The organism is Leptospira inadai serovar Lyme str. 10, assembly GCF_000243675.2.
GTDB classification, from domain to species: Bacteria; Spirochaetota; Leptospiria; order Leptospirales; family Leptospiraceae; genus Leptospira_B; species Leptospira_B inadai.
On record NZ_AHMM02000006.1, the window covers coordinates 103,574 to 125,518 of the forward strand.

23 protein-coding genes are annotated in these 21,945 nt (G+C 45.6%); 13 read left to right on the forward strand and 10 right to left on the reverse strand.

What is annotated here, in order from left to right; all coding sequences use genetic code 11:
* The first annotated feature begins 155 nt into the window (after window positions 1–155).
* Window positions 156–917: a glucose 1-dehydrogenase gene (locus tag LEP1GSC047_RS01205; protein ID WP_010412748.1), complete on the forward strand. Its 762-nt coding sequence runs from the start codon at window positions 156–158 to the stop codon at window positions 915–917.
* A gap of 144 nt (window positions 918–1,061) precedes the next feature.
* Window positions 1,062–1,826, forward strand: a complete 765-nt coding sequence (locus LEP1GSC047_RS01210) for a PP2C family protein-serine/threonine phosphatase (protein ID WP_010412745.1) — start codon at window positions 1,062–1,064, stop codon at window positions 1,824–1,826.
* 27 nt (window positions 1,827–1,853) lie between these two features.
* Here the strand turns inward: LEP1GSC047_RS01210 and LEP1GSC047_RS01215 are convergent, their stop codons facing one another.
* Both LEP1GSC047_RS01215 and LEP1GSC047_RS01220 read right to left on the reverse strand, forming a co-directional pair.
* On the reverse strand, window positions 1,854–2,405 hold the full coding sequence (locus tag LEP1GSC047_RS01215) for a SiaB family protein kinase (RefSeq protein ID WP_010412742.1): 552 nt from the start codon (window positions 2,403–2,405) through the stop codon (window positions 1,854–1,856).
* An 8-nt stretch (window positions 2,406–2,413) separates the two neighbouring features.
* Window positions 2,414–3,700, reverse strand: coding sequence for a beta-ketoacyl-[acyl-carrier-protein] synthase family protein (locus tag LEP1GSC047_RS01220; RefSeq protein WP_020988123.1), 1,287 nt, complete (start codon window positions 3,698–3,700; stop codon window positions 2,414–2,416).
* 251 nt (window positions 3,701–3,951) lie between these two features.
* On the opposite strand from LEP1GSC047_RS01220, the gene LEP1GSC047_RS01225 reads away from it, so the two are divergent.
* Both LEP1GSC047_RS01225 and LEP1GSC047_RS21990 read left to right on the forward strand, forming a co-directional pair.
* Window positions 3,952–5,406, forward strand: coding sequence for an adenylate/guanylate cyclase domain-containing protein (locus LEP1GSC047_RS01225; protein WP_010412732.1), 1,455 nt, complete (start codon window positions 3,952–3,954; stop codon window positions 5,404–5,406).
* Window positions 5,407–5,546: 140 nt separating this feature from the next.
* Entirely contained in the window at window positions 5,547–5,966 is a 420-nt protein-coding gene (locus tag LEP1GSC047_RS21990; RefSeq protein ID WP_039933876.1) for an LA_2478/LA_2722/LA_4182 family protein, read from the forward strand.
* Between the two features lie 91 nt (window positions 5,967–6,057).
* Here LEP1GSC047_RS21990 and LEP1GSC047_RS01235 read toward each other — a convergent pair whose 3' ends face one another.
* The 6 genes from LEP1GSC047_RS01235 to LEP1GSC047_RS01260 form a co-directional block, all read right to left on the reverse strand.
* Window positions 6,058–6,489, reverse strand: a complete 432-nt coding sequence (locus tag LEP1GSC047_RS01235; protein WP_010412726.1) for an SRPBCC family protein — start codon at window positions 6,487–6,489, stop codon at window positions 6,058–6,060.
* 278 nt (window positions 6,490–6,767) lie between these two features.
* On the reverse strand, window positions 6,768–7,703 hold the full coding sequence (locus tag LEP1GSC047_RS01240) for a lysylphosphatidylglycerol synthase transmembrane domain-containing protein (RefSeq protein WP_010412723.1): 936 nt from the start codon (window positions 7,701–7,703) through the stop codon (window positions 6,768–6,770).
* Between the two features lie 19 nt (window positions 7,704–7,722).
* Entirely contained in the window at window positions 7,723–8,073 is a 351-nt protein-coding gene (locus LEP1GSC047_RS01245) for a histidine triad nucleotide-binding protein (protein WP_010412719.1), read from the reverse strand.
* Entirely contained in the window at window positions 8,070–8,975 is a 906-nt protein-coding gene (locus tag LEP1GSC047_RS01250) for an ROK family protein (RefSeq protein ID WP_010412717.1), read from the reverse strand. The genes LEP1GSC047_RS01245 and LEP1GSC047_RS01250 overlap by 4 nt, the downstream gene beginning before the upstream one ends.
* Window positions 8,972–9,637, reverse strand: a complete 666-nt coding sequence (locus LEP1GSC047_RS01255) for an ABC transporter ATP-binding protein (protein WP_010412714.1) — start codon at window positions 9,635–9,637, stop codon at window positions 8,972–8,974. The genes LEP1GSC047_RS01250 and LEP1GSC047_RS01255 overlap by 4 nt, the downstream gene beginning before the upstream one ends.
* Complete coding sequence (locus LEP1GSC047_RS01260; RefSeq protein ID WP_039933878.1) at window positions 9,634–10,158, reverse strand: hypothetical protein; 525 nt, start codon at window positions 10,156–10,158, stop codon at window positions 9,634–9,636. The genes LEP1GSC047_RS01255 and LEP1GSC047_RS01260 overlap by 4 nt, the downstream gene beginning before the upstream one ends.
* A gap of 70 nt (window positions 10,159–10,228) precedes the next feature.
* Between LEP1GSC047_RS01260 and LEP1GSC047_RS01265 the strand changes: the two genes are divergently transcribed.
* From LEP1GSC047_RS01265 to pssA, 9 genes are all read left to right on the forward strand, one after another.
* Window positions 10,229–11,791: a tetratricopeptide repeat protein gene (locus tag LEP1GSC047_RS01265; protein ID WP_010412708.1), complete on the forward strand. Its 1,563-nt coding sequence runs from the start codon at window positions 10,229–10,231 to the stop codon at window positions 11,789–11,791.
* Window positions 11,792–11,928: 137 nt separating this feature from the next.
* Window positions 11,929–12,540, forward strand: a complete 612-nt coding sequence (locus LEP1GSC047_RS01270; RefSeq protein WP_010412704.1) for a hypothetical protein — start codon at window positions 11,929–11,931, stop codon at window positions 12,538–12,540.
* 132 nt (window positions 12,541–12,672) lie between these two features.
* Window positions 12,673–14,073, forward strand: a complete 1,401-nt coding sequence (locus tag LEP1GSC047_RS01275) for a TolC family protein (protein WP_020988050.1) — start codon at window positions 12,673–12,675, stop codon at window positions 14,071–14,073.
* Window positions 14,070–15,248, forward strand: a complete 1,179-nt coding sequence (locus LEP1GSC047_RS01280; protein ID WP_010412695.1) for an efflux RND transporter periplasmic adaptor subunit — start codon at window positions 14,070–14,072, stop codon at window positions 15,246–15,248. The genes LEP1GSC047_RS01275 and LEP1GSC047_RS01280 overlap by 4 nt, the downstream gene beginning before the upstream one ends.
* Window positions 15,249–15,495: 247 nt before the next feature.
* Window positions 15,496–16,104 carry a transcriptional repressor LexA gene (gene lexA, locus LEP1GSC047_RS01285; RefSeq protein WP_010412693.1) on the forward strand — a complete coding sequence of 203 codons (609 nt, stop codon included), beginning with the start codon at window positions 15,496–15,498 and terminating at the stop codon, window positions 16,102–16,104.
* 57 nt (window positions 16,105–16,161) lie between these two features.
* On the forward strand, window positions 16,162–16,464 hold the full coding sequence (locus LEP1GSC047_RS01290) for an LA_1448 family UV-C exposure upregulated protein (RefSeq protein ID WP_010412691.1): 303 nt from the start codon (window positions 16,162–16,164) through the stop codon (window positions 16,462–16,464).
* The gene (locus tag LEP1GSC047_RS01295) at window positions 16,454–17,824 is read left to right on the forward strand and encodes a S41 family peptidase (RefSeq protein WP_020988100.1); all 1,371 of its coding nucleotides are present in this window, start codon (window positions 16,454–16,456) and stop codon (window positions 17,822–17,824) included. Before LEP1GSC047_RS01290 ends, LEP1GSC047_RS01295 begins: the two co-directional genes overlap by 11 nt.
* A 9-nt stretch (window positions 17,825–17,833) precedes the next feature.
* Complete coding sequence (gene tsaD / locus LEP1GSC047_RS01300; RefSeq protein WP_010412687.1) at window positions 17,834–18,850, forward strand: tRNA (adenosine(37)-N6)-threonylcarbamoyltransferase complex transferase subunit TsaD; 1,017 nt, start codon at window positions 17,834–17,836, stop codon at window positions 18,848–18,850.
* Window positions 18,847–19,602, forward strand: a complete 756-nt coding sequence (gene pssA / locus LEP1GSC047_RS01305; RefSeq protein WP_010412684.1) for a CDP-diacylglycerol--serine O-phosphatidyltransferase — start codon at window positions 18,847–18,849, stop codon at window positions 19,600–19,602. The genes tsaD and pssA overlap by 4 nt, the downstream gene beginning before the upstream one ends.
* Before the next feature lie 21 nt (window positions 19,603–19,623).
* Here the strand turns inward: pssA and LEP1GSC047_RS01310 are convergent, their stop codons facing one another.
* Window positions 19,624–20,877: a hypothetical protein gene (locus LEP1GSC047_RS01310; protein ID WP_020988080.1), complete on the reverse strand. Its 1,254-nt coding sequence runs from the start codon at window positions 20,875–20,877 to the stop codon at window positions 19,624–19,626.
* 65 nt (window positions 20,878–20,942) lie between these two features.
* Window positions 20,943–21,821 (reverse strand): hypothetical protein, encoded by an 879-nt coding sequence (locus LEP1GSC047_RS01315; protein WP_010412676.1) that lies wholly within the window; start codon window positions 21,819–21,821, stop codon window positions 20,943–20,945.
* Window positions 21,822–21,945: the final 124 nt, after the last annotated feature.

A 21,945-nucleotide genomic window follows, 5' to 3' on the forward strand; every position in this document is an offset into this window, starting at 1 on the left:
TAATCGAATTTTCCGGGTTGAATTCGCACTTATGCGATTTCTAAAGTTTTTAGTTGACGCTCCCGAAATCCCATGATATTCAATCAACTCGACGAAATCACCCCCGAAGGCCCATTCAGCCGTAAGGTTGGGCCACTCAATTAATTCGAGTATACATGAAAAATAAAATCGCAATAGTCACCGGCGGAAACGCGGGGATCGGAAAATCTCTTGTTTTGGAATTTTCCGCTCGGGGAGCCAAGGTCTTGTTTTGTGGAAGGCGTGTAGAAGAGGGAAAAAAAGTGGAGGAGGAAGTTCGTCGATCGGGAGGAGAGGCAAGATTTTTCCCTTGCGACGTTTCCGACGATGCTCAAGTAAAAGATTTCATCGATAAGGCCGAAGCCATGTACGGAGGGTTGGATTTTGCGGTAAACAATGCGGGAGTCGGAGGACTTTCCTTACCGCTTCACGATTATCCCGAAAAAGTCTGGGAAAAGGTCGTAAACGTAAACTTAAAAGGAACTTGGCTTTGCATGAAGTATGAGATTCCCTTATTATTGAAGAGAGGAAAGGGTGCGATCGTGAATATATCTTCGATTGCAGGGATTGTGGGTGCGGATTGGAAGGTTGCGCCGTACTCCGCCGCAAAGCACGGCATCATCGGCTTAACCAAATCCGCTGCGCTCGAGTACGCGGAACAAAACATCAGAGTCAACGCGATTTGTCCGGGTTTCATTCGCACCGAAATGTTGGAAGGACTGTTTCGGAGTTCTTCCGATCCTGCCGAGGCAGAACGCAGAATCACTCGTTTACATCCCGCAAATAGACTTCCCGAACCGGAGGAAGTCGCTAAGGCGGCGATCTGGCTCTGTTCCGATGAAGCTTCTTTTATTACCGGTGCGGCACTGCCTGTCGACGGCGGGTATACGGCTAAATAAACCCAACCGGGTCATTTATAACTCAAGGAACGATTTTTCTCGAACATAAAGAATGTTTCTTTTTTCTTGTAGAATCGCTACTCTTAGTCATCTTAACTATAACCGAAGAGCAGTCCCGAAAGGCTATATTCTTATTTTCTAAAAATGAACATTCATTATTACGCAATCACGGACAAGGGAAATTTTCGATCCCATAATGAAGACTCGTTTCTGGCAAACGGAGAGCTTGTATGCGGTCAAATTCATGATGGATTAGTGAATGTTCGAAACGCGAATACCGACGACTCTCCCGCACTATTCGCTTTAGCCGACGGCTTAGGCGGACACGAGGCCGGCGAAGTCGCGAGCCGGACCGCCCTGGAAAAATTGTCCTGGATGGCAAGAGCCATTCAGCCTTTGGAGGAGTTACCTTCTCTGGGGTGGAAGAATCTACTTAGGAAAATCAACACCGAAGTTAATTTTTACGGCCAATCCATCGGAAAACCGAATATGGGTACTACCCTAGTAGGTTGCCTTCTTGGAAAAAAGAAATCCTGGATCTTCAACGTAGGGGACAGTCGACTGTATCACATGAATCAGGAAGGCTTACGCAAGGTAACGGTCGATCATAATATCGGCGAGGAATTGGGAACGGGAATCGGTAGAAATCTTCTAACGAGTTGCATCGGCGCCGGTTCCAAGGATATGCAAGCGGATCTTTTTGATTTTACGGGAAAGCTTTCCGCCGGAGATCATTTATTACTTTGTACCGACGGCCTTACCGAAGTCTTAAATATCGACTCGATCGAAAAAGTAATTAAGGAGCATAATGATTTAAAGGAGATCTGCTCCATTCTATCGGAAGAGGCCAATCTCAGAATGACCCGGGACAATCATACCGTCTTGGTGATACGAGTGGATAGTTTATAAACGTCCCGAAATTTCGGAATACGAAAATCAAACATCTTCTCCCGCTGAAAATTCCTCCTTGTCCGTCAAAAGGAATCTTGCGGTTAACCGAAAGAAAACGCCTCCGTCTTCCCCTTTTTCGAATTGAAAAACGAGAGGGAGATCCGATTTTCGGGCTATTTCATAAAATCCTAATCCTGCTCCTTTGCTGTCCCGGGGTCTTTCTGAGCGAATTTGAATATTATACTTTTCTTTTAATTCTTCCGGCGATAATTGCTTGGTTTCCTCCAGTCGATCCTTTAAATAGGGGACTTTTTCCGGGTGGATGGAGTTTCCACAGTTCAATTCCCAATTACGCGATTTTCTTCTCAGCACTAAAATTCCGATTCCGCTTTTTTCATCCCTTTCCTGGGAGTAATGAGCGACGTTCTGAGCCATCTCGACGAATACTGTGAGAATCCGATTTCGCTTTTTTTCCTCCATAAGCTTTTCCTTTAGCAACTCGTTTAAGGAAGCGATCGTCGTTTCGGAAAAAGGACCTTTATACAGTAGGGCTACACCGGTCTTTCTTAGAATATTATATTGTCTTGACAGTTGCATATTTTTCCTCAAAAATCGGGAGCGGCCAAGCTAACGAAGGACGATTGGCTTCCGATCGCAAATGCCATGGAAATCGCGTACCTTAGCCGTGTTTTGCGGGCGCCTTCGGCAGCATGATCGTGATCGCATTCCGGATCCGGATCCGTCACATTGATGGTCGGACAGACGGTTTGATTTTTTAGCATTAGAGAAGTGGCGGCCACGTTTATGATCCCTGCCGCGCCGAATGTATGTCCGAAAATCGGCTTAATGGATCCGACGGGAGCCCAGTGAAATTTCGGTTTTCCGTCATACAATAATGAGATCGCCCTGCTTTCTGCCAGATCATTATTATAAGTGGCGGTTCCATGACCGCAAAAATAGTCGATATCTCCTAAATGGATATTACTAATTTTCATTAAATGCTTTAATCCGGTTGCCGCTTTTTTACCGGTTAAGTCCATTCTCATCGCGTGATCGGCCTCGTTATAGCTGTAAGTGCCTAGGACTTCCGCGTAGATTTTTGCGCCTCGATTCAAGGCTCGATCCAACCTTTCCAAGACGAGGACTACGGCACCTTCGCCTAAAAGAAAACCGTCCCTGTTTTTATCATAAGGACGAATCCCTCGCTTCGGGTCTTCCTTTTCTAAAGACATAACTCTACTCATCGGGTCGGAATACATCATCATCAAGGGTTTCAAAAGAGGGAATTCATGCCCGCCTGCATACATGATTTCGGCGCGTCCTTTTCGGATCGCCTGATAACATAGGCTGATCGCGTGATGTCCGCCTACGCAGGCCGCCGAGATGGTGGTTACAAAGCCTTGGATATTGGAATTAATGGCAGTTAAATTAGTCGGGTTTGAAGCCATAGAAGTTAATACGGAATATCGGTCAAAAACACTTTGGTCCTTTTCCTCTATATACTTTCGCCAGGCAAAGTCCCACCAAGCCAGGGAAGCCCTGGAAGAAGAGTCGATAAAGCCTACGCGAGACGGATCCAAGGTCCCCTTTTCGATTTTGGCGTCTTTATTCGCCTCTTCCATTGCAGCCATTAAGGCAAAGGTCTCGGTATTATAATTTTTAGCGTAGTTACCGTTTAAGTCCGGAAGGTGGCGCTTCCAATCGAAGGTATTCATTTCCCCCGCTACTTTTACGGGAAAATCATCGACGGGAAATCGCGTAATGAATTGAAGCTGGGATTTTCCTTCGGAAATGTTCGTCCAGAAGTCGGGGACAGTAAACGTATTCGGGAGAATCACGCCGATGCCGGTGACTACGACTCTCGAGTTCTTTCCATTTTTAATCTTTTCCATAGTAAGAGTTGGGACGTAAGAATGGTGGTCCTCCACGAAATTGGAATAAAAAAATTATTCCTGCTGCTTTTCGACGGAAAAAAAGGGAAAAATTCTTTTCTCGCCACCTATAATAAGGAAAATTCCGAATTCTATCGCAAACTAGTCGTTTACCGAACGTCCAACTATTTGTAACTATTTTCATTACAATTATATCTATGTTCGAAGAAAGACAAGCATTCATTTGTAAGTTTCTTTGAAAGGAGAATATCATGTTTCAGGAAGCTAACCTAGAGCAGAAAGAGAAATCGTTGGAAGGATTTCCCGCACTGAACAAATCCGATATCGGTAAGTTTATCGGAGTCTTGCGCAAGGCGGGGGATTGGGACTTGATAAGAATGAATCCGTATCGATTCGCTTCCACGGCCGATTTCAAGCCTGAGGTTGCGTTAGACCTTTTTTTGCACGGAGCGAAAATCGGTTTATTCGATATTGCTTATAATATGATTTGCCCGGCCTGCGGAGGAGTGGCTGCCAGTCATAAATCCCTGGATCAAATCGACGAAGATTACTTTCATTGTTATATTTGTAATATGGATGTTCCGACCACGCTTGACGATCAAGTCGAGGTGACTTTTACGATTCATCCTTCCGTCAGGCGTATCGACGTCATCTCGCTCTCTTTGCAGGATGTAGAATCCTATTACCGGTATCATTTTTCCGCCAACTATCAAAAATCCCCGCAACTACTTCGATTCATACGCTCGAATCTGCACGGTCTGCTTCGATTGGATCCTAACGAATCGACGGTCGTAAACGTAAATGCGGAGAAGCTTAATGCTTATCAGTTTACTTCCGTGGAAAATAATTCGGCCGTGTTTCTTTATTTCGATAAAGAAGGATCGCAAAAATCGAATTCGATCGAACTGAATCTTCTTCCCGGAGGATTTACGCCGGCCGAATTGCACCTCCCGAAGGGGAAATACGATATCAAAGTGACGAATAGTACGATCGGTAAAGCGGGCGGATTACATTTAACTCCGAGTATCAATCGAATTGCGGCGATAGTAAAGGATCATCCGACCAAAATAGAGAAGTTTTTAACGGCTAAGAATTTGCTGAATAACCAAACCTTTAGGGATCTATTTCGAGTTCAGCAATTAAGACAAAACTTAAACTTAAACGTTAAGAGTCTGACCATTATGTTTACCGATTTACGAGGATCGACAGAAATGTACGATAAAGCCGGGGATATGGCCGCTTATCGTTTGGTTAAGGAGCATTTTCGTCTGCTAATGGATGTAGTAAAAAAACATAATGGAGCGATCGTAAAGACCATGGGCGACGCGATCATGGCGGCTTTTTCCTCACCGCTGGAAGGCTTGCTCGCTTCCCTGGACATGATGGCTAAGATCGATCAAATGAACCGAGGATCTCATACGCAGGAATTCGAAATCGGATTGAAAGTCGGTTTAAACGAAGGTCCTTCCCTCGCGGTCATTAACGACGAGCGGCTGGATTATTTCGGGCAGAGCGTGAATATTGCGGCAAGAGTGCAGGGTCTTGCGAAAGCCGGGGAAATTTGGGTGACTAATTCGGTCTTAAACACGCCGGGAGTCGACGAGCTATTGCTCGAAAAAGGGTATAATTGGGAAACGTCCGAGGCTTCCCTAAAAGGCGTCGGGCAGAAAGCGGTCGTTCATAAACTTTTTCCGAAGGTCGCTTAGTGTTCCGTTAAACGGATGTCGATTTCCTCCATTAAAGCGGATATTTGAAAGAAATTTCTTCGCGTTCGCAGGAAAAAGAATTTCCCGGTAAACTCTCCACGTTAGCTTTGTCTGAAATTTATTTACCGGAGATTATTTTGATGAGATTCTTAATCCTATCTCTATTATCCGCATTGTGTATTTCTTTCCTCGGAGATTGCAAGTCCTCGAAATCGCCTGAGGAGAAACTAATGGAGTTAGCCCCAAGATTTCAAAAAGCGATGTGCTCGAAAACGATCGAATGTACCAAGGACGAAATCGCCAAGGTACCGGCTCAATACCGAAATATGATTCCTGCGTTTATGCAATCCGAGGAAGCGTGTGTCGCTCATTTCAAAGAAAGTTTCGAAAAATCCAAAAAGGAACGTCAGGAAAAGAAACAGGAAGTCACTCCCGATATGGTAACGGCGTTCGAAACTTGTGTTGATGCCGTCGAAAAATCGAATTGCGATCTTTATAAGGGAAAGGGAAAGCATACGATTCCCGGCTGTGAAGGTTTGGAAAAATTTTCTAAAAACTGAACGGACGATTTTTAGTATTTTAAGACGGGTTCCGTATGAAGATCTCTTTCATCGGAATCCGTCTCGCAAAATCAGAGACTTTTTTCGCTCTTCAGGTCCCTTCTAAAAGTTTCTTTAATTCGTTTAGGACAAAGTCCCAGTTTTGTTCGGAATGCTTTCGAGCCTCGTCCGAAAGTATATTGTCCTGGGTTATAACTAGCGAAGTTTCGTCATTTTGCTGCGAAAGTTCGTAAGTAATGTTGGCGTAATTTTCGGGGAGATCTTCCAAATTGGAAAACGAGCTGAGGTAATTGTAACGAAACAATCTTTCGGGCTCGACCTGTAAAATCGTTCCCTTATCCAGATATTCCTTTCCTTCCCATACCCCTTTGAAAAGCAACCGGCTCCCCACTTTCCAATCGGAAATCGCTTCCGTTCCGAAGAAATACTTCTTAATTAAATTCGGATCCGTTAATCCTTGCCAAACTTTTGCAGCACTTGCGCGAATCCGAATGCTTGCCGAGGCCGTAAATTGGTTTTTCATAATTGTCTCTTAGAAGATTCGTATACAAGAAATCCTGATAATTGCAAACGAAAACAAATCCGATCTAGCAAAAAGAAATATTGCATAGGGAGGAAGTTGACCGGAGAAAATTTCAGGGGTGACAAAGGTTGTCATATTTCAGAGGACAGAGGGCCGAAGAAAGATCCACTGTTAGCATAAGAATCTTTCTCTAGAGCATGGAAACCCGGCTCGCCAATGTTCTGTCTTCCGTCCTCTGACCTCTGTCCTCTGAAAGCGAACGCGTCTGTCCTCAGTCATCAGTCCTCTGAAAGCGACCAGTAGGAATATAAAATTACCGTTATGATCCCTAACGCCATCATTTGACCGAGATGAACGGTGGTGGCGTATACTAGACCTTCCGAGCTTTCTCTCCCTAACAGCACAAAGCCGGAAGTAATGGATGCATGATATACTCCGGCCCCGGAGGGGGCCGAAGGAACCATGACACCGACGGCGCCGCAAAACATGATGAAAATCGTTTCTAAAGGACTGAGATGAATTCCGACCAAGTATTGCAGGAGAGTGTAGTGAACCCCGTAACCCAATAACCAAGTCGCCGCAGTCAAGGCTCCGTGCTTTCCCGCGTTTTTCAAAGTTAAGAACTCGCCCAGTTCGGTGATGAGCGGAGTGAGTTTATCCCGAAAGAAATTCCGTTTTCCGAATTTATCGGAAACGTCCTCGCCGAATCGAGCAAGCTTCTTGTAAAAAAGTCGTACAAAAATCAGAGTACATACGATGGAAAGAATTCCTAGCAAGGGCAAAATGAACCTTACGAAATCCTGATGGATGCCGAGTAAGAAGAATGCCCCCAGCCCTGCGCTGAAAATAAACGCGAAATCCAGGACCTTCTCCAAAAAAAGTCCGCTTACCAAAGAACCGTAACCGGAATCTCCATCCTTTTTACACAGATAGAGTCGAAATATATCTCCTCCTCTTGCCGGCAGGAATTGATTGGCCCCCACGCCTATATAAGCAGATAGGAGGGAGGTTTTGAAGGAGATTTTTTTTCCTAAAAGTAAATACCATCGCCAGGAAAAAAGAAATAAACCCCAAATGACGGCTATAAAGAAAGGAATCAGATAGAAGGGTTTCCATCTTTCTTGAATATTATAAAAACCTGATAGATCTAGCTTCCAGAAGAGAAAGACAAGGGCGAAGACGCTGATGGTGATTCCGATGAAGAATTTTTTCAAGTCGTATACTCCGAGAATTTCAACCGGGCGGCCAAGTCATGTGTCGTCCACCCAGCAGATGGAAATGTAAGTGAAACACCGTTTGGCCGCCGAGCGGACCTTTATTATTTACGACCCGATACCCGTCCTTTTCCAAGCCTAAAGATCGGGCCACTTCCCGAATTCGGAAAAGAATCTCTCCCGCCAATTTTTTTTCCTCGGATCCGATTTCGTCCAAGGATACGAAATGTTTCTTAGGTATAACCAATACGTGAACCGGAGCTTGGGGAGAAACATCATGAAAAGCTAATATTTCTTCGTCTTCGTAGGCGATTTTTGCGGGAATTTCCTTTCGAATGATTTTACAAAAAAGACAATTCGGCTCGTTCATCGGATCCTTCCTAAGCAAAGACTTGCAGCGCCTAAAGCACCCGTCACCGAGCCTCCTGCGAGAATTCTAGTATAATTTCTGAATACCGGAAAGATGATTTCTCGAACTCGCTTTTCAAGCCGTTTTCCGAAAAGAGAATAGGATTTCACTAGCCCGCCCGAGAGGACGACACATTCCGGATTTAAAATGTGAATCAAATTTCGGATCAATTCGGACAGAATTTCGATCCCTTCCTCTAAAATCAAGGTGGCTTCCTTTTCTCCTTTTTCGACTAAAGAAAAGAACTCCTTAGCATCGCTAAAGTTTCTGCCGGTAAGTTCCCTATATCGAGTCGAGAACCCGCTAGTACTGAAATACGCTTCCGCACATCCACGATGTCCGCAGCCGCAGAGCGTTCCGCCTGGGCGTATCGTATTATGACCGACTTCCATACTATTTCCTTTGTAGCCGTCAAAGAGCGAGCCTTCGTATACCCAGCCGCCTCCGATTCCGGTACCTAAGGTGATAACGATAAGGTTCCGGGAGCCTTTGCCTACGCCGTACCAGTATTCTCCGAGGGCGGCGCAATTTGCATCGTTGTCGTAATAAACCGGTAAACCGAAGGAATCTTGTAAGTAAGAAACGATAGGAACATTCTTTAGCTTCGGAAGGTTTGCGGAAGAGATAAGAATTCCGGCGTCCTTATCGATTGGACCGGGACTTCCCAATCCGATTCCGGAAATCCGAGAATCTCCTTCCTCCATTAATTCTTGAACGATTTTTTTTAAGGAAGAAAGAAACGATTCTGAGTCTATGTCCGAACCTGTGGAGACGGAAGCCTCTGCGAGAATCGTTCCGTGCTCGTCGGTCCTACAGGCCTTGACGCTTTGTGCGCCGATGTCCAATCCTAGAAAGGACTTCATTTTACGACTCGAGTAAAGCTTCCTTCTCTCATTTCATAGATGGTCTTTGCGTCGAATGCAAGATTCATATCGTGAGTGACAAGAAGGACGGTTAGGCCCCTTGAGTTGAAATCCGAAAGTAATTTCCGCACTAATTCGCTATTTTCCGGATCCAAATCTCCGGAAGGTTCGTCCGCCAGCAGAATTTCCGGTTCGTTTATCAAAGCCCTCGCGATTGCGGTCATTTGAATTTGTCCACCGGAGAGTCGGGTCGGTAATTGATCCCGGATCGTATTCAAGTTAAGGCTAGAAATAAGATATTCGCATTTTTCCTTATATTCTTGCTCGCCGAACTTTCCTACCAATAAGGCGGGCAGGAGAATATTTTCCTCGACGCTCAAATGAGAAACTAATTCGGAAAATTGAAAAATCAATCCGATATTGCGAGCTCGGAAATCGGCCAGTTGGCCTTTGCTCATACTCGATAATTTCAGAGTATCAAAATAAATCTCTCCCTCGGTGCTGGTGAGCATTCCGGTAATCATCGAGAGTAGAGTGGTTTTTCCCGAACCGGAAGGACCTACAATAGCGACATAATCGGATTGGTTTACGTCGAACGAAACGGAATTAACTGCTTTCATCGAGCCGTACGTTCGGGAAAGATTGTTGATCCGTAGGATCATTTACCCCTCCGGATCGATTTGTAAGGATCCACAAGAGTGTGAATGAATGCGGTAGTACCGCCTGCCAATCCTAGAATGGCGAGCTCATAAATATAGGCACCGGCATAGTCAAGGAAGGAAACCAATGCGGGATTTCCCGGCGGTTGTAAAATACTCGCTGCACTTGCGACTAGAAAGCCGAAAGAATGAATGATCCAGAGTTCCGTCGTTTCCAACAGGACGCAGCCGAAGCGATTTCCGCCCACGGCCATCATAATTCCCGTATCTCCCGATCGACTCGAGGTACGGACAATCGCCATAAAAATCAAGGCAGCAGTCGAAAGAGCCAAAACCAGGTAGGGAGAATTCCGGAAGAGATCGATACTAGAAACATCGGATGAGAGTTTATCGGTCCGAATGGAAAAAAAACTCAGAACTAGACTGTAAGCGAAAAACAGAGAAAAGAAGATATGAAGCAGACTTGTTGTTGCGTCCCGAAAGAAAAGGGAGAAAGCGAACCGCAGGTAGGTGATTCTTCCCATCGAAAGCACGATACTGAAAAGGTTTGATTTTATCCAACATTTATTTGGTAAATAATAGAAATTCCGAAACATGATCTTTGTAATTCTTATCGCAGCAGGAATCATCCTGATCGTAGCAGCGGGGTCCTTTTTGATCCAGTCCAAGAAGGACTCGTTTGAAAAGGCCCTGGCCCTTGCTGCTATGGGGAATTACGTGGATTCCCGAATTTTAATCCGAGACATTTTGGACGTGAATCCCTCGAACGTGAGGGCTCATTATATTATGGCTAAGATTTACGCGATGGAAGGGGATCATGTCAACGAAGCGAGGCATTTGGAAAAAATTAAGAAAATCGGGACGTACGATAAGGATATTTCGGAAGTTGCGGTTTCGAATCGGATCGCGGATATTTACTATCAGCAAGACCTATTCGAAGAGGCCGTGTTTCATTACGTGGATACCTTATCTTCGGATCCGGAAAACCTGGAGGCGAATATAAGGATTGCCTTTATGGCTTTAGGTCAAAAAGAGTTCGGGATCGCAGATAAATTTCTTTCGCGGGTTCCGGATGATAAGGTGAAAATGACCGCCTTGTTTATCGCGAAAGGGGTCGTCGCCGCAATCTTAAGAAAAGGGGATGCTAAGCATTACTTCAAGCAGGCCTTCGACCAAGAACCGAGTTCGGCGGTCGCGGGATTTCTGTATTCCTTAACTCTTGCTCGCTCGGGTGAGCACGACGAAGCGATAAGAATCGCTAATTCCGTGGTCGATCTAGTTGCGGACGAATACGTTCGATTCACATTATTCCAATTCATAATGTTAGAGTTTTTGCAAAAGGGAGATCTGAACGAGGCTCTCAAGCATTCGCGGCTTTGTATGGAGATCGCCAGAAATAACGGTTGGAAACAGGAGTTGATCGATTCCGATTTCCATTTCGCCTTAATTGCAGTCAAAATGGGCCGTCTGGAAGACGCCAGCGAGTACCTTATCGAGGCCGAGTCGGAGAGGGTCGACGACAACAGAATCATAGAGCTGGCAAACTATAAGTATCAATTGGAAACAAAGCGTCTGGAAGCGGGCAAACCTGCCAAGAGCGGTTACACCCCCGAGGAAGAGATTGGCAGACTCTTCCCCGAACTTTTTCCCGTGGAACGATATTACGAAATCTCGGGATTAAAATCTTCCAAGTCGTTCCATATCAAAGGGATCATTGATGAAGAGGGCGGCAAAATCATCGTCGACATCAATAAGATCGGCGTAAGCGCCTTGGATCATTTCCGCAGTCTCAAGGGAGTGGAATTCAAGAATCTATGCGTTAAAGTAGTACTCGCCTTAAACTATACGATTAGTCGAGAGATCCCGAATAAAGAAGGAGACGGCTTGAATTTTATGGGCTTAAGTAAGTCGGATAAGGAAACCCGGGCCCTGTTCAAATTCCGAAGATGGAAGGACGCAAAAGTGTCGGATATTTTTCTCAGAGATACATTGAGTCAAGTAAAGGATCTAGGCTTGGACAAGGCGTTTATCGTGGGTGATGCGGAATTTACCGATGGCGCGAGACGTTTTTTGGCGGATAATTCGGCACGACTCTCCGTTCTCTACGGAAGAGATCTAGAGGAGCTTCTGAAAAAAGCCTTGAAAACCCCCGTGTAAATCGGAACCACGGCGGCGGAAACCGGTTCTAATCTCTACGCTTTTTTCTATACGATCGTCGCTTGCATTATATTTTCTACATACTTGTTCTCGGTTTCAAAGAAGGTTTCTAAAATCGAAGGAAGGAGAAAGATACTTTGAACACTGATAGATTACTGCGAAGCCTAACCGGTCGGTTCAAACGAGAACCTATTTTTTTTGCGGCAATCCTTGTCGGTCTGGTTTCAATTCTGAACTGTTCGAAAGAAGGGATAGTGCGTAGCTCTGTCGTTGAGAGTAGTCCTTCCGTCGAGAAATCCAAAATTTTCCTAGCCGGCCATACCGGCGAATATTCGAAAGATAGTGATGAAATTTTATCTATTTTGCGAAAACTTATAGCAGGAACCGTTCAACAGGATCTGAGTTTTTTACCGAATTTAGTTTCGGAAGAAGAAGGGATCTATCTGGATATGAAAGGCCATTGGAGTCGAAAGCAGTTGGCCGAGGAACTTTCCTTGGAGGACAATTATTTCCGAACTTATTTTTTTGATCGGGACGCTTTAGAGAAGGCAAAGAAAAACTCGAATGTCAGAACGGTCCGAGATCTTTTACTTTCTTCGAAAGGAATCGAAGCAGACTTTTACTTCGAAACCCCTTATGCATGCGAAGTAAAACTTCGATTTAAGGAAAATCGAAAGTTGGAATCGGAACTCATAAATCCTTACTTTAGCAAGTTGCGCGGAAAATGGTACGTTCATCGGCTATTCTAGCAATCGGCAAAGACAAACCTACTTGCGGGCAACGACAGGAAATGCAGGAATAGTAAATAAGGTCGGAGAATGCGATCCAAGTCATTGTTAATACAACATAAGAATCGCATCTTGAATGCCCGACATAGGGCGATGTCCGTCGCCGGCATCCTACTCGTGCCGACTCTTTTTCTTCTGCCGACTTCGGCGGGGCTTCTCGTGCCGGAAACGATTCCCTTTGAAACTTCTTCGGAGGAAAAAAAAGGAATCTCAATTCCGAAGTTCAATCCCGTCTCCGTTTCGGAAACTCCTGCAGATTTCCAAAGAAATTCCATCCGGCTGATCGATTGGGACATCGATCGATTAACGGAATATGCCGTTTCCAATAATCCTCTTTATCTTTCGGAACGGCAAAATATGGGAATTTCCCGAGGCGCGGTGATTACCGCCTCCTTATACCGGAATCCTATATTACAATTCCAGCAACAATTCATCGGCGGAAACCCGAATACTCAGGGCGGTAGTCCCGAGACTGCACCCGCTCTTTATCAGGATTTGGACGTTTATGGGGTGGTCCCGCTAAGAACTAGAGTCGCTAAGAAATCTTTCGAAGCTTCGATTGCCGATTTTAAGAACTTCGACCGGGTTTTCAGAATGCGTCTCCGGCAAAATTACTGGGCTTTCGTTTTTCTCACTCTTCTCGTCGATACCAACAAAGAATTTTACGAGAATTATAGCGACTTATTGGAGCTCACGAAATTTCGAGTTCAGAAAGGAGATATTTCTCCGTTGGAATTCGAACGGCTAGAATTGGAAAGAATCCAGGTGGAGAAATATTACCGGGATGCGATCGTACGCAGGCAATCGATCGAAAAGGATCTGCGAATTCTGAGCGGACTCTCCGAAAAAGAGGGCGTCTTTGCGTTTAAAGTGGATTCCATGCGGTTTAAATCCCTGGAAGAACTGGGGCTTCATTTGCGGGAGGAATATATCTCGAGCGATCGCCCTGATATCGTCGCTTTGGAACAAAGGCTTCAAGAAAAGAAGATGAATATCGAACTCCAGAGAAAAGAGGCCCTGGGCTGGCTTCAGGTCGGCGGAGAATGGCGGATCAAGGGAGGCGAGAATTACGGAGGAGTGTTCGCTACGATTCCGATCCCTATGAACGACCAAGGTCAGGGGAAAGTATTCGCCGCAAAGGAAGAATATCGCAAGTTCGAACTGGCGCTGGACGCCAAAAAAAGGGAAGTCGACGCCGAGATCGAAGCCGCTAAAAAGGAACTACTCGCTAGGGAAGAATTGCTCACTAAATACGAACGGATTAATTTATTACAAAAAAATAAACAATTAGAGGAGAAATCCAGGATCGCCTATGTGCGAGGCGCATCCGATCAGGTGACGTTCCTTCAGGCGGAAAAAAATTATCTTATCATTCTTCGGGAATATTACGATCTTCTTTATCTTTATTTCAATGCCGTAGAAGCCTTTAAGGCCGCGACCGGAAAAAATTCCGATATTAAATCCAGCGTGCAAAGCAAAGGAGACGAGCGATGAAAGTTATTTTACAACGATATAAACTCCTTATTTTTCTGGTCGTTCTCGTTTCGGGTGCGGCGTACGGTTATAAACAATATTATAAAAAGAAATCGGATAAAAAAATGACGGAAGTATCCCGTAATTTTTTTACCGTGCCTGAGGAAATTTTAAAGCGACATCCTTTAACATTTGTTAGCCTAAAAGAAGTTTCCCAATTCGAGGAACTTGCTTTACCGGGTCGGATCACCTACGATCCCGAAAGTATGGCTAGGGTCGGCTCCACGGTGGAAGCTAAGATCAAGAAGGTGCTCGTCCGCGAAGGGGATCGAGTGAATCAAGGTTCTCCCCTTGCAATTCTTTCCTCCGTACAATTAGGCGAAGTTGAAGCCGCCTACGTGAAAGCGAGAGCCTCGTTGGAAGCCTTAAAACTCCAGGCAGACAGGGCTAAAGAGCTCTTTGAAATGAAAGTCACATCCGCTAAGGAGTACGAGCTTGCCACCATGCAATATAAGACGGCCAAGACCGAAGTGGAAACGACTCGCATTAAATTGGAAAACTACGGGTTGACTTCTTCCGAAATCGAAGGAATCGAGAGAGGAGTGTATGTTTCCTCTAATCTGGTTTTGAGAAGTCCGATTAACGGAGAAGTCACCGAAAGAAAAGCGATTATCGGACAGCAAACTTCGAGGAACGAAGAGCTATTTACCGTGGCGAATTTAAATAACCTTTGGGTCCTTTTGGACGTTTATGAAAAGGATCTTGAAGGAGTGAGAGAGGGCGCTCAGGCCACCATTTATCCGTTCGGAAACGAAGAAAGCACCAAAATACAGGGTCGAGTAGCCTATGTGGGGGCGATTTTGGATAGTGTTAAGCGAACCGCCAAAATTCGAATCATGGTATCGAATCGGGGAGGCAAGTTGAAGCCGGGGCAAACGGTTACCGCTAAAGTGGCCGGATTGGTTGTCAGCAAGGGGGATGGAAAACGAAAAACGTTGCCTTTGGAAGCAGTCCATGAAATCGAAGGTAGGTCGGTCGTATTCGTTTATCATGAGGACGGCAGGTTCGAAGCGATGGACGTTGTCACTGGGGATACGATCGGTGAAGATGTGATTATCCTAAGCGGATTGCAGGATGGAATACAAGTCGTTTCAAAAGGTTCTTTCGTATTAAAAAGCGAGTATCTCAAGTATTGAGAGGACAGAGGACTTTCAGAGGACGGAAGACAGAAGACTGAGGACAGAACATTGATGAGCAGGGTTTCCATCTTCCCGAGAAAGATTCTTGCGTTATAGTGGATCTTCCCCTACTCCAGCTGCCTTCCCAACCTCTAGCAGCTTCTGTCTAGCGCGAGCAAAGCGAGCGCATCTGTCTTCAGTCTTCTGTCCTCTGTACCCCAAAAAAGTACTTGCACAACATCCATTCACTAATAACTTGTTAAGCATGAAGGATTTGACGGAAAAGCAACTCGCAGTACTCCATTTTATCACAAACGTAATCAAAGAACGTGGGTTTCCTCCTACAATCCGGGAAATCGGAGATGAATTTGGTATTACTGCCAAAGGCGCTTACGATCACCTTAAAGCGATTGAAAAGAAGGGATATCTAAAGACTTCGAAGAACCAATCGAGGGCGATCGAATTGATGAGGCAGAGTCCATTCGAAGCTCTTAATGTGCCGACTCCTAGTATTCCCTTAATCGGGAGGGTGGCGGCCGGACTTCCGATTTTAGCCGAAGAAAATATCGAATCGTACATTCCTGTCCCTGAAGAACTCGCGTCCAAAGGAATGACTTTCGCTCTAAAAGTGCAAGGCGATTCCATGGTGGAAGCCGGAATCAGCGACGGGGACATTGCTATTATCCAGAAACGGGATATAGCTCGTAACGGAGAGATCGTGGTCGCCCTAATTGACGATGAGGCGACACTTAAAGTCTATTATAAGGAGGCGGACCACGTTCGCCTCGAAGCCAGGAATGCAAAGTACAAGCCCATTAAAACCAAGAAAGCCGTGATCATCGGCAAACTCATCGGACTTTATCGGGTGTATTGATTTAGGAAAGAATTCCTGGTTGACACTTTCTTCTGACGGGAAAAAAATTCTGAAAGAGTGAATTCCCCGTCAGTGTACCGCAAATTCGCGGTTTCCCTCCTCTTTTTCCTACTCGCATTTTGCGCTTCTCCCAAGAAAGAAATCGGAGATGCAGAATTAAAATTGGTTCTGGATTATCTTGCGGAGGCAAGATTCGGCGAACGATTATCCTCCCTATCCGAAAAGCCCGTACCGAACGATAAACGGATTTTTTTAACGGCATGTGAACGCTATATGCTCGACTCTGACGCCGTTTTAAATATTTTGAAAGTCAAAAACCCGCAGATTTATTCCAGCCTGGTCAAGTCTTATGAAAACTAAAGAAAGGCTGGCTTGGGCCGGCGTCGTACTGGTCTTGCTTTTTGCCTTACTGTTTCGTCCGACTCCGGTGAAGGCGATCTCGGAAACCTCCGAGAAATACCTACAATTATTTCACGAAGTCTTAGGACTGGTACAAAACGGGTATGTAGAACCCGTCGACGAAGAAAAAGTTTTTATAGGGGCGATCAAAGGCCTCATCGCGTCCTTAGGTGATCCACATTCCACCTTCCTAGATGAGGAAGAATATAGACAAATGAAGGAGGAAACTCGAGGAAGCTTTGGCGGTCTCGGAATGGAAGTCGCTTTTGCAGACGGAGCCATCGTGGTTGTTTCTCCCATTGAAGATACCCCGGCTATGCGCGCAGGGATATTACCCCAAGATAGAATCATCGAGATCGACGGAAGAAGCACGGCGAATCTAGGGTATTCCGACGGGATTAAACTTATGAGAGGTAAGCCCGGTTCCTCGGTATCGATCAAGTTAGAACGTAAGAATCAGAAGGAGCCGATTCAGCTTACATTAGTTCGGGAGACGATTCAAATTCGCTACGTTCGATCCCACTTCTTCAACAAGGAAAAAGTGGGATATATCCGCTTAAACCAATTTATGGGTGAGAATACCCAGGACGAATTTAAGAAGCAACTGAAAGCTCTTGCGGATAAGAAAGCGGAAGGACTCGTCGTGGATCTGCGGATGAACCCGGGGGGCCTTTTGCCTCTGGCGTCGGCGCTTTCGGACCTTTTTCTTCCACCCGGTTTGGATATCGTTTCGGTGAAGGGTAGAGGCGGGGAATTAGCGGATACGGCAAAATCATCCAGTTCTCCCGATAAATTCACTAAGATTCCGATGGTAGTTCTGATTAACGAAGGCTCCGCTTCCGCGTCCGAAATTTTTGCGGGGGCCATGCAGGATCATGGGAGGGCGAAAATTTTAGGGACAACTTCTTACGGGAAGGGTTCGGTTCAGTTCGTGTATTCGCTTTCCTACGGTAATGCGGTAAAACTCACCGTCCAAAAATACTATACACCGTCGGGTCGTTCTTTGCATGGAAAAGGAATCCAACCTGATATCGTCGTAAAGGCGATCGAACCTACGGAAGACGATCGGTTTTATCTTCGGAAGATGGGAGAAAAGAAACTTCTAGATCAGTTAATCTTAAAATTTCCGGATTATAGCGAACAAAATTTTCAATCGTTCGAAAAGTCTTTGAAAGAGCATGGAATCAAGCTTTCCTCGGACGTGGCTCGTATTCTTTTTAAGAATCGCACTCAATCCGAAAAGGAAAGGACGAGTACGGATTTAGACCTGGATCCGCAACTTCGTAAAGCGATCGAGATACTTTCGGAAAAAAAATCCTAATCCACGCAAATGATCGGGCTCGGAATAGAAAGCAGTTGCGACGAAACTAGTCTAGGAATCGTCAAGGACGGACGCGAACTTTTGTCCTTAAAAATTTTTAGTCAAATCGATCTGCATAAACCGTTTCGCGGAATCGTTCCCGAAATAGCATCCCGCGCACATCTGGAAAAAATCAATGTTTTGCTTTCGGAAGTTCTGGAAGAATCCGGTCTTGAACTCAAGGATTTGAGTTACGTTGCGGTCACTCGGTCGCCGGGATTAACCGGTTCTCTAATGATCGGCGCCCAATTGGCACGTTGTATTCACGCGGTTTATAATACTCCCATTATCCCTCTTTGTCATTTACAGGCTCATTTCGCCGTTCTTCAATTGGAAGGAATCGAACCGATTTTTCCGAGCCTAGGCTTACTTCTTTCCGGCGGGAATTCCGCAATGTATCGCATTTCCGAGTTTGGCAGAATGGAAACGATCGGTGATACGATGGACGACGCGTTAGGCGAGGCATTTGATAAGGTGGCCGGGTTACTCGGGTTGCCGTATCCTGGAGGGCCGATCATAGAGGAATATGCCTCCTCTTACCGGCCCGAAAAAGGAGAGAAGGATTTACTTCCGCCTTTATTACGAAATTTGGAACATTCTCGGGTCGCTTTTTCGTTTTCGGGTTTGAAAACGGCCGTGGCACATTTGATTGCGAAGCAACCCGATCTAGCGATTTCCAAAGTCTGCTATCATTTTCAAAAGACTGCGTTTGAATTAGTGGAGCGAAATATTAAGCGGGCCGTGGAAATTACGGGAATCAAGAGAGTTCTGGCCGCAGGAGGCGTCTTGGCGAACACGACGCTCAAACTTCGACTGGAGAGCCTGGCTGAAAAAAATTCCCTGGAATTTTTTTCTCCCCGGAAAAAGATCTACTGCACGGATAATGGAGCGATGGTAGCGGCTCTAGGTTATTATTTATTTCAAAAAGGCTATTCTAAAAGTTTAGAGTTCACGGTTAGTCCCGTGAGACAGGAGACGTACGTATGAACCGTAGGCTAAGTTGGATCCCGAACACGATCACTCTCGGAAATTTGACCATGGGATTTGTTTCCATTCTCATTGCGGCGGAAGCCGCTGGGAACGGTCCCCAGGCATATATCTTAAGCGGCTTTTTTATACTTTTAGCCGCCATATGCGACGGCCTCGACGGTATGGTCGCCCGAGCTCTGGATGCCACGAGCGAATTGGGAGCAGATCTGGATAGTTTGGCCGATCTTACCGCCTTCGGTATCGCACCTGGATTCCTTTTTTATAATATGGTTTTAAGCGAATATAAAATCGACGTATTCGGTAAAGAGGATCTCTTCCCCATCGGAATGCTTTTGGCTGCGGTGTTCCCGATCTGTGCGGCTTATCGTCTCGCTAGATTCAATGTCGCCCACGACCCCGGGTCTTTTACCGGATTGCCTTCTCCGGTGGCAGGAGTGACGATCGGATTCCTGCCCATCTTTCTCAATCGAGATAATATCCCCCATTGGATTACGATTCCCTTGTTTTTGCTGATCGCGATATTAATGGTATCCAACGTTCGATACGGCAAGCCACAGGTAGCGATTCGATCCAAGTTAACCCCGGGAAAGGCCGCCTTGATGCTTCTCGCCGCCGCAATTTTGCTCGTATTCGTCGGATTCAATCGTTGGCCCTGGTTGATTTACGGTCTTATTTTCCTCTATATATTTTCCGGTTTAATCACCTTCCTGATACACCTTCTGCAGGATTTTCGCGTAAAATTGGATTAAACTAGATCCGGTCATTGATTTCTATTTTTCTAATAAAGGTAGAAAAATTTGAAATCTCGCGCTAACACTGTCCCCCTTCGCTTCTCCTCCCCGAGAATGCCGAAGGGTAACCGCAAAATACGGATGATGGATCCGTAAAAATAAATAAACGGATTTATCCACGACCCGCAGACCTGTCTCTTCCGGTGTAAGGGATTCTTCCGCAAAGGCGGGAAGTCGATTTCCTTCTTTTGCGAATAAAAGCGAAGACTGAAGTTTCCAGTTCTCGAAGAAGGTTAGATGCATCGTAGCTTCCGCTATACGATCTCCGTTTTTTCTCCATTCCTGACCGATTTCCCATATCCAACCTTTTTTTTGAAAAGCGTAGTACAATCCTCTTCCGCTAGTCCATACATTAGAATTTTCGAATTTATAAGTCCTAATTTGCGCGAGTGCTGCTCCCCAACCGGTTTGGAAAAAAGCGATTCTTCCCCAAATCGCTTTGGAATGCAGGTTACCGATTTCGTTTTCAATCGGAATATCGAATCGTTCGAATTGTACCGCCGCCAGTCGAGTATAAAGTCCCGGTTCCCAGAGAACCCTAAGGAACCGCGCACGATCCCTATACTCCGGTGACGAGGATAAACTGAATAATTGCGAGGATTTCCCTTGGTAACCTCCAACAAGGAATCTCTGATTCGATTCGGCATCCTGCCAATAGAGTGAAAAAATTCCGGATGGATTTTCCTTGGGTCCGAACGCTTCCAGTCGTAACCGGAACGGACTCTTCCGTAGTTCTCTTGACTTGTACGAAGGAATCTCCAGCAAAAGAAAACCCTCTTTAGATTCGGGAGAATAAGCTAGCTCAAGATACTCCTGAAACGGTTTAACGAAGATGCCCGGTCTTTTCGAAGCTCCTCGTTCCGAGTAATATAGGCTAAAGAATGATGGTCCGATATAGGTTCCTGCAAAGGCGGAGCGAAGGGATGGCTGTTCCAAAAACGGGAACGAGGAAAATTCGAACGTATCTCGTAAAAAGAAAAAATGCCGAGAAGGCTTGAATCTGTTTCCGTAGGAAAGATACAAGCGATTCGTTTCGAATGCGACCGAGCTTAATAAACTCTCGTTTCGCTTTTCCAAAAAGATCTTCGAGTTTAGGCAGTTTTCTTTTTCCCGTAGCGAGAAGAGATTTACCGAGCCGCAAAAATCTCCACGAAGCCAGATCGTATCGTGGGAGTTTCTGTAAAAACGGGACTCATAGGTAGAGAAGGAGCCGCCTGAGGAAAGAAGCGGCATTTCATTTTCCTTGGCTTGAATCTCTGCGATTGTAGCCAGGCAGAATACGAGAAATGGACCGACCTTCAATGCCGGTCGTCCAATTTTTGGTTTTTCCGAAAAAGCAAACGAAAGATTTTCTTTTGCTCGGCGGACGCTAACGAGTTTATCTTATTTCGAAACGTCCGTTCATCCAAGCGGGACCATTCGGAAATCCGCAACGCATCGGTTATCGAAAATCCGGCCTTTACGAGTTCATCGACCGTTAGAGGGGAAAGGGAAATGCGTTTCCTTTCGGACGGTTCGATCGGTATCGACGGCTTGTCGGACGCTTCCCGTTTTTTAAAAAATTCCTTCGTAATTCCGAAAGATGCGGCTCCATCGAGTTCACCGCTCGCTTCTCGGAGAAGAATGTCTCCGGTTATTCCTTCCCAATTCCAGGCAAAGCCGATAGTGAATCTTGTTTCGGAAGCCCTTTCTTTCTCCTGAGTTAACTCGATACTCAGACTTAACTGCGTATTGGATGACGACGTACTTCTTAGTATTCCACCGTATCCTCTTTCTTCGGAACTTTTCCTAAGAAAGAAATCCAGACTTCCGGATCTATTAGAAAATCTTAAAACGGAGTGGTAAGTCTCCCGGGAACCGCCGACCTGGAACGTTATTCTGAACGATTCGTAGGCAGGGGATCGATATCCGACGCCGACCGACTCCGACCGAGAAGTATGTACATCCCGGGAATTCAGCCAAATTCCAAGAAGGCGTAACTCGCCTTTCTGTCCGGCCGAGAAGGGCGCCTGCAATAACGCTCCTCCGCTAGCTTTCGTTCCGGATTCCCAGCGGCCTAAAAATGAAATCTCTCCCTCCTGATTCCAAGAACGTGCAATCCATTCTATAGGAAGAGAGGGAGAGGAAAAGGCGCTGATCGGGAAGAGCAGGGTTCCGAAATAGAATAGTCGGCGCATGGGAAAAACGGGTGTGCAATTTCGTTCGGCGCGCGGAAAATTCTAAGGATTGCCTTTTTTTCGAATTTTCTATCGTTCGGAAGCTCCATTTGTCCGGTCTCTTCGTAGAATTAGTTTCATAAGG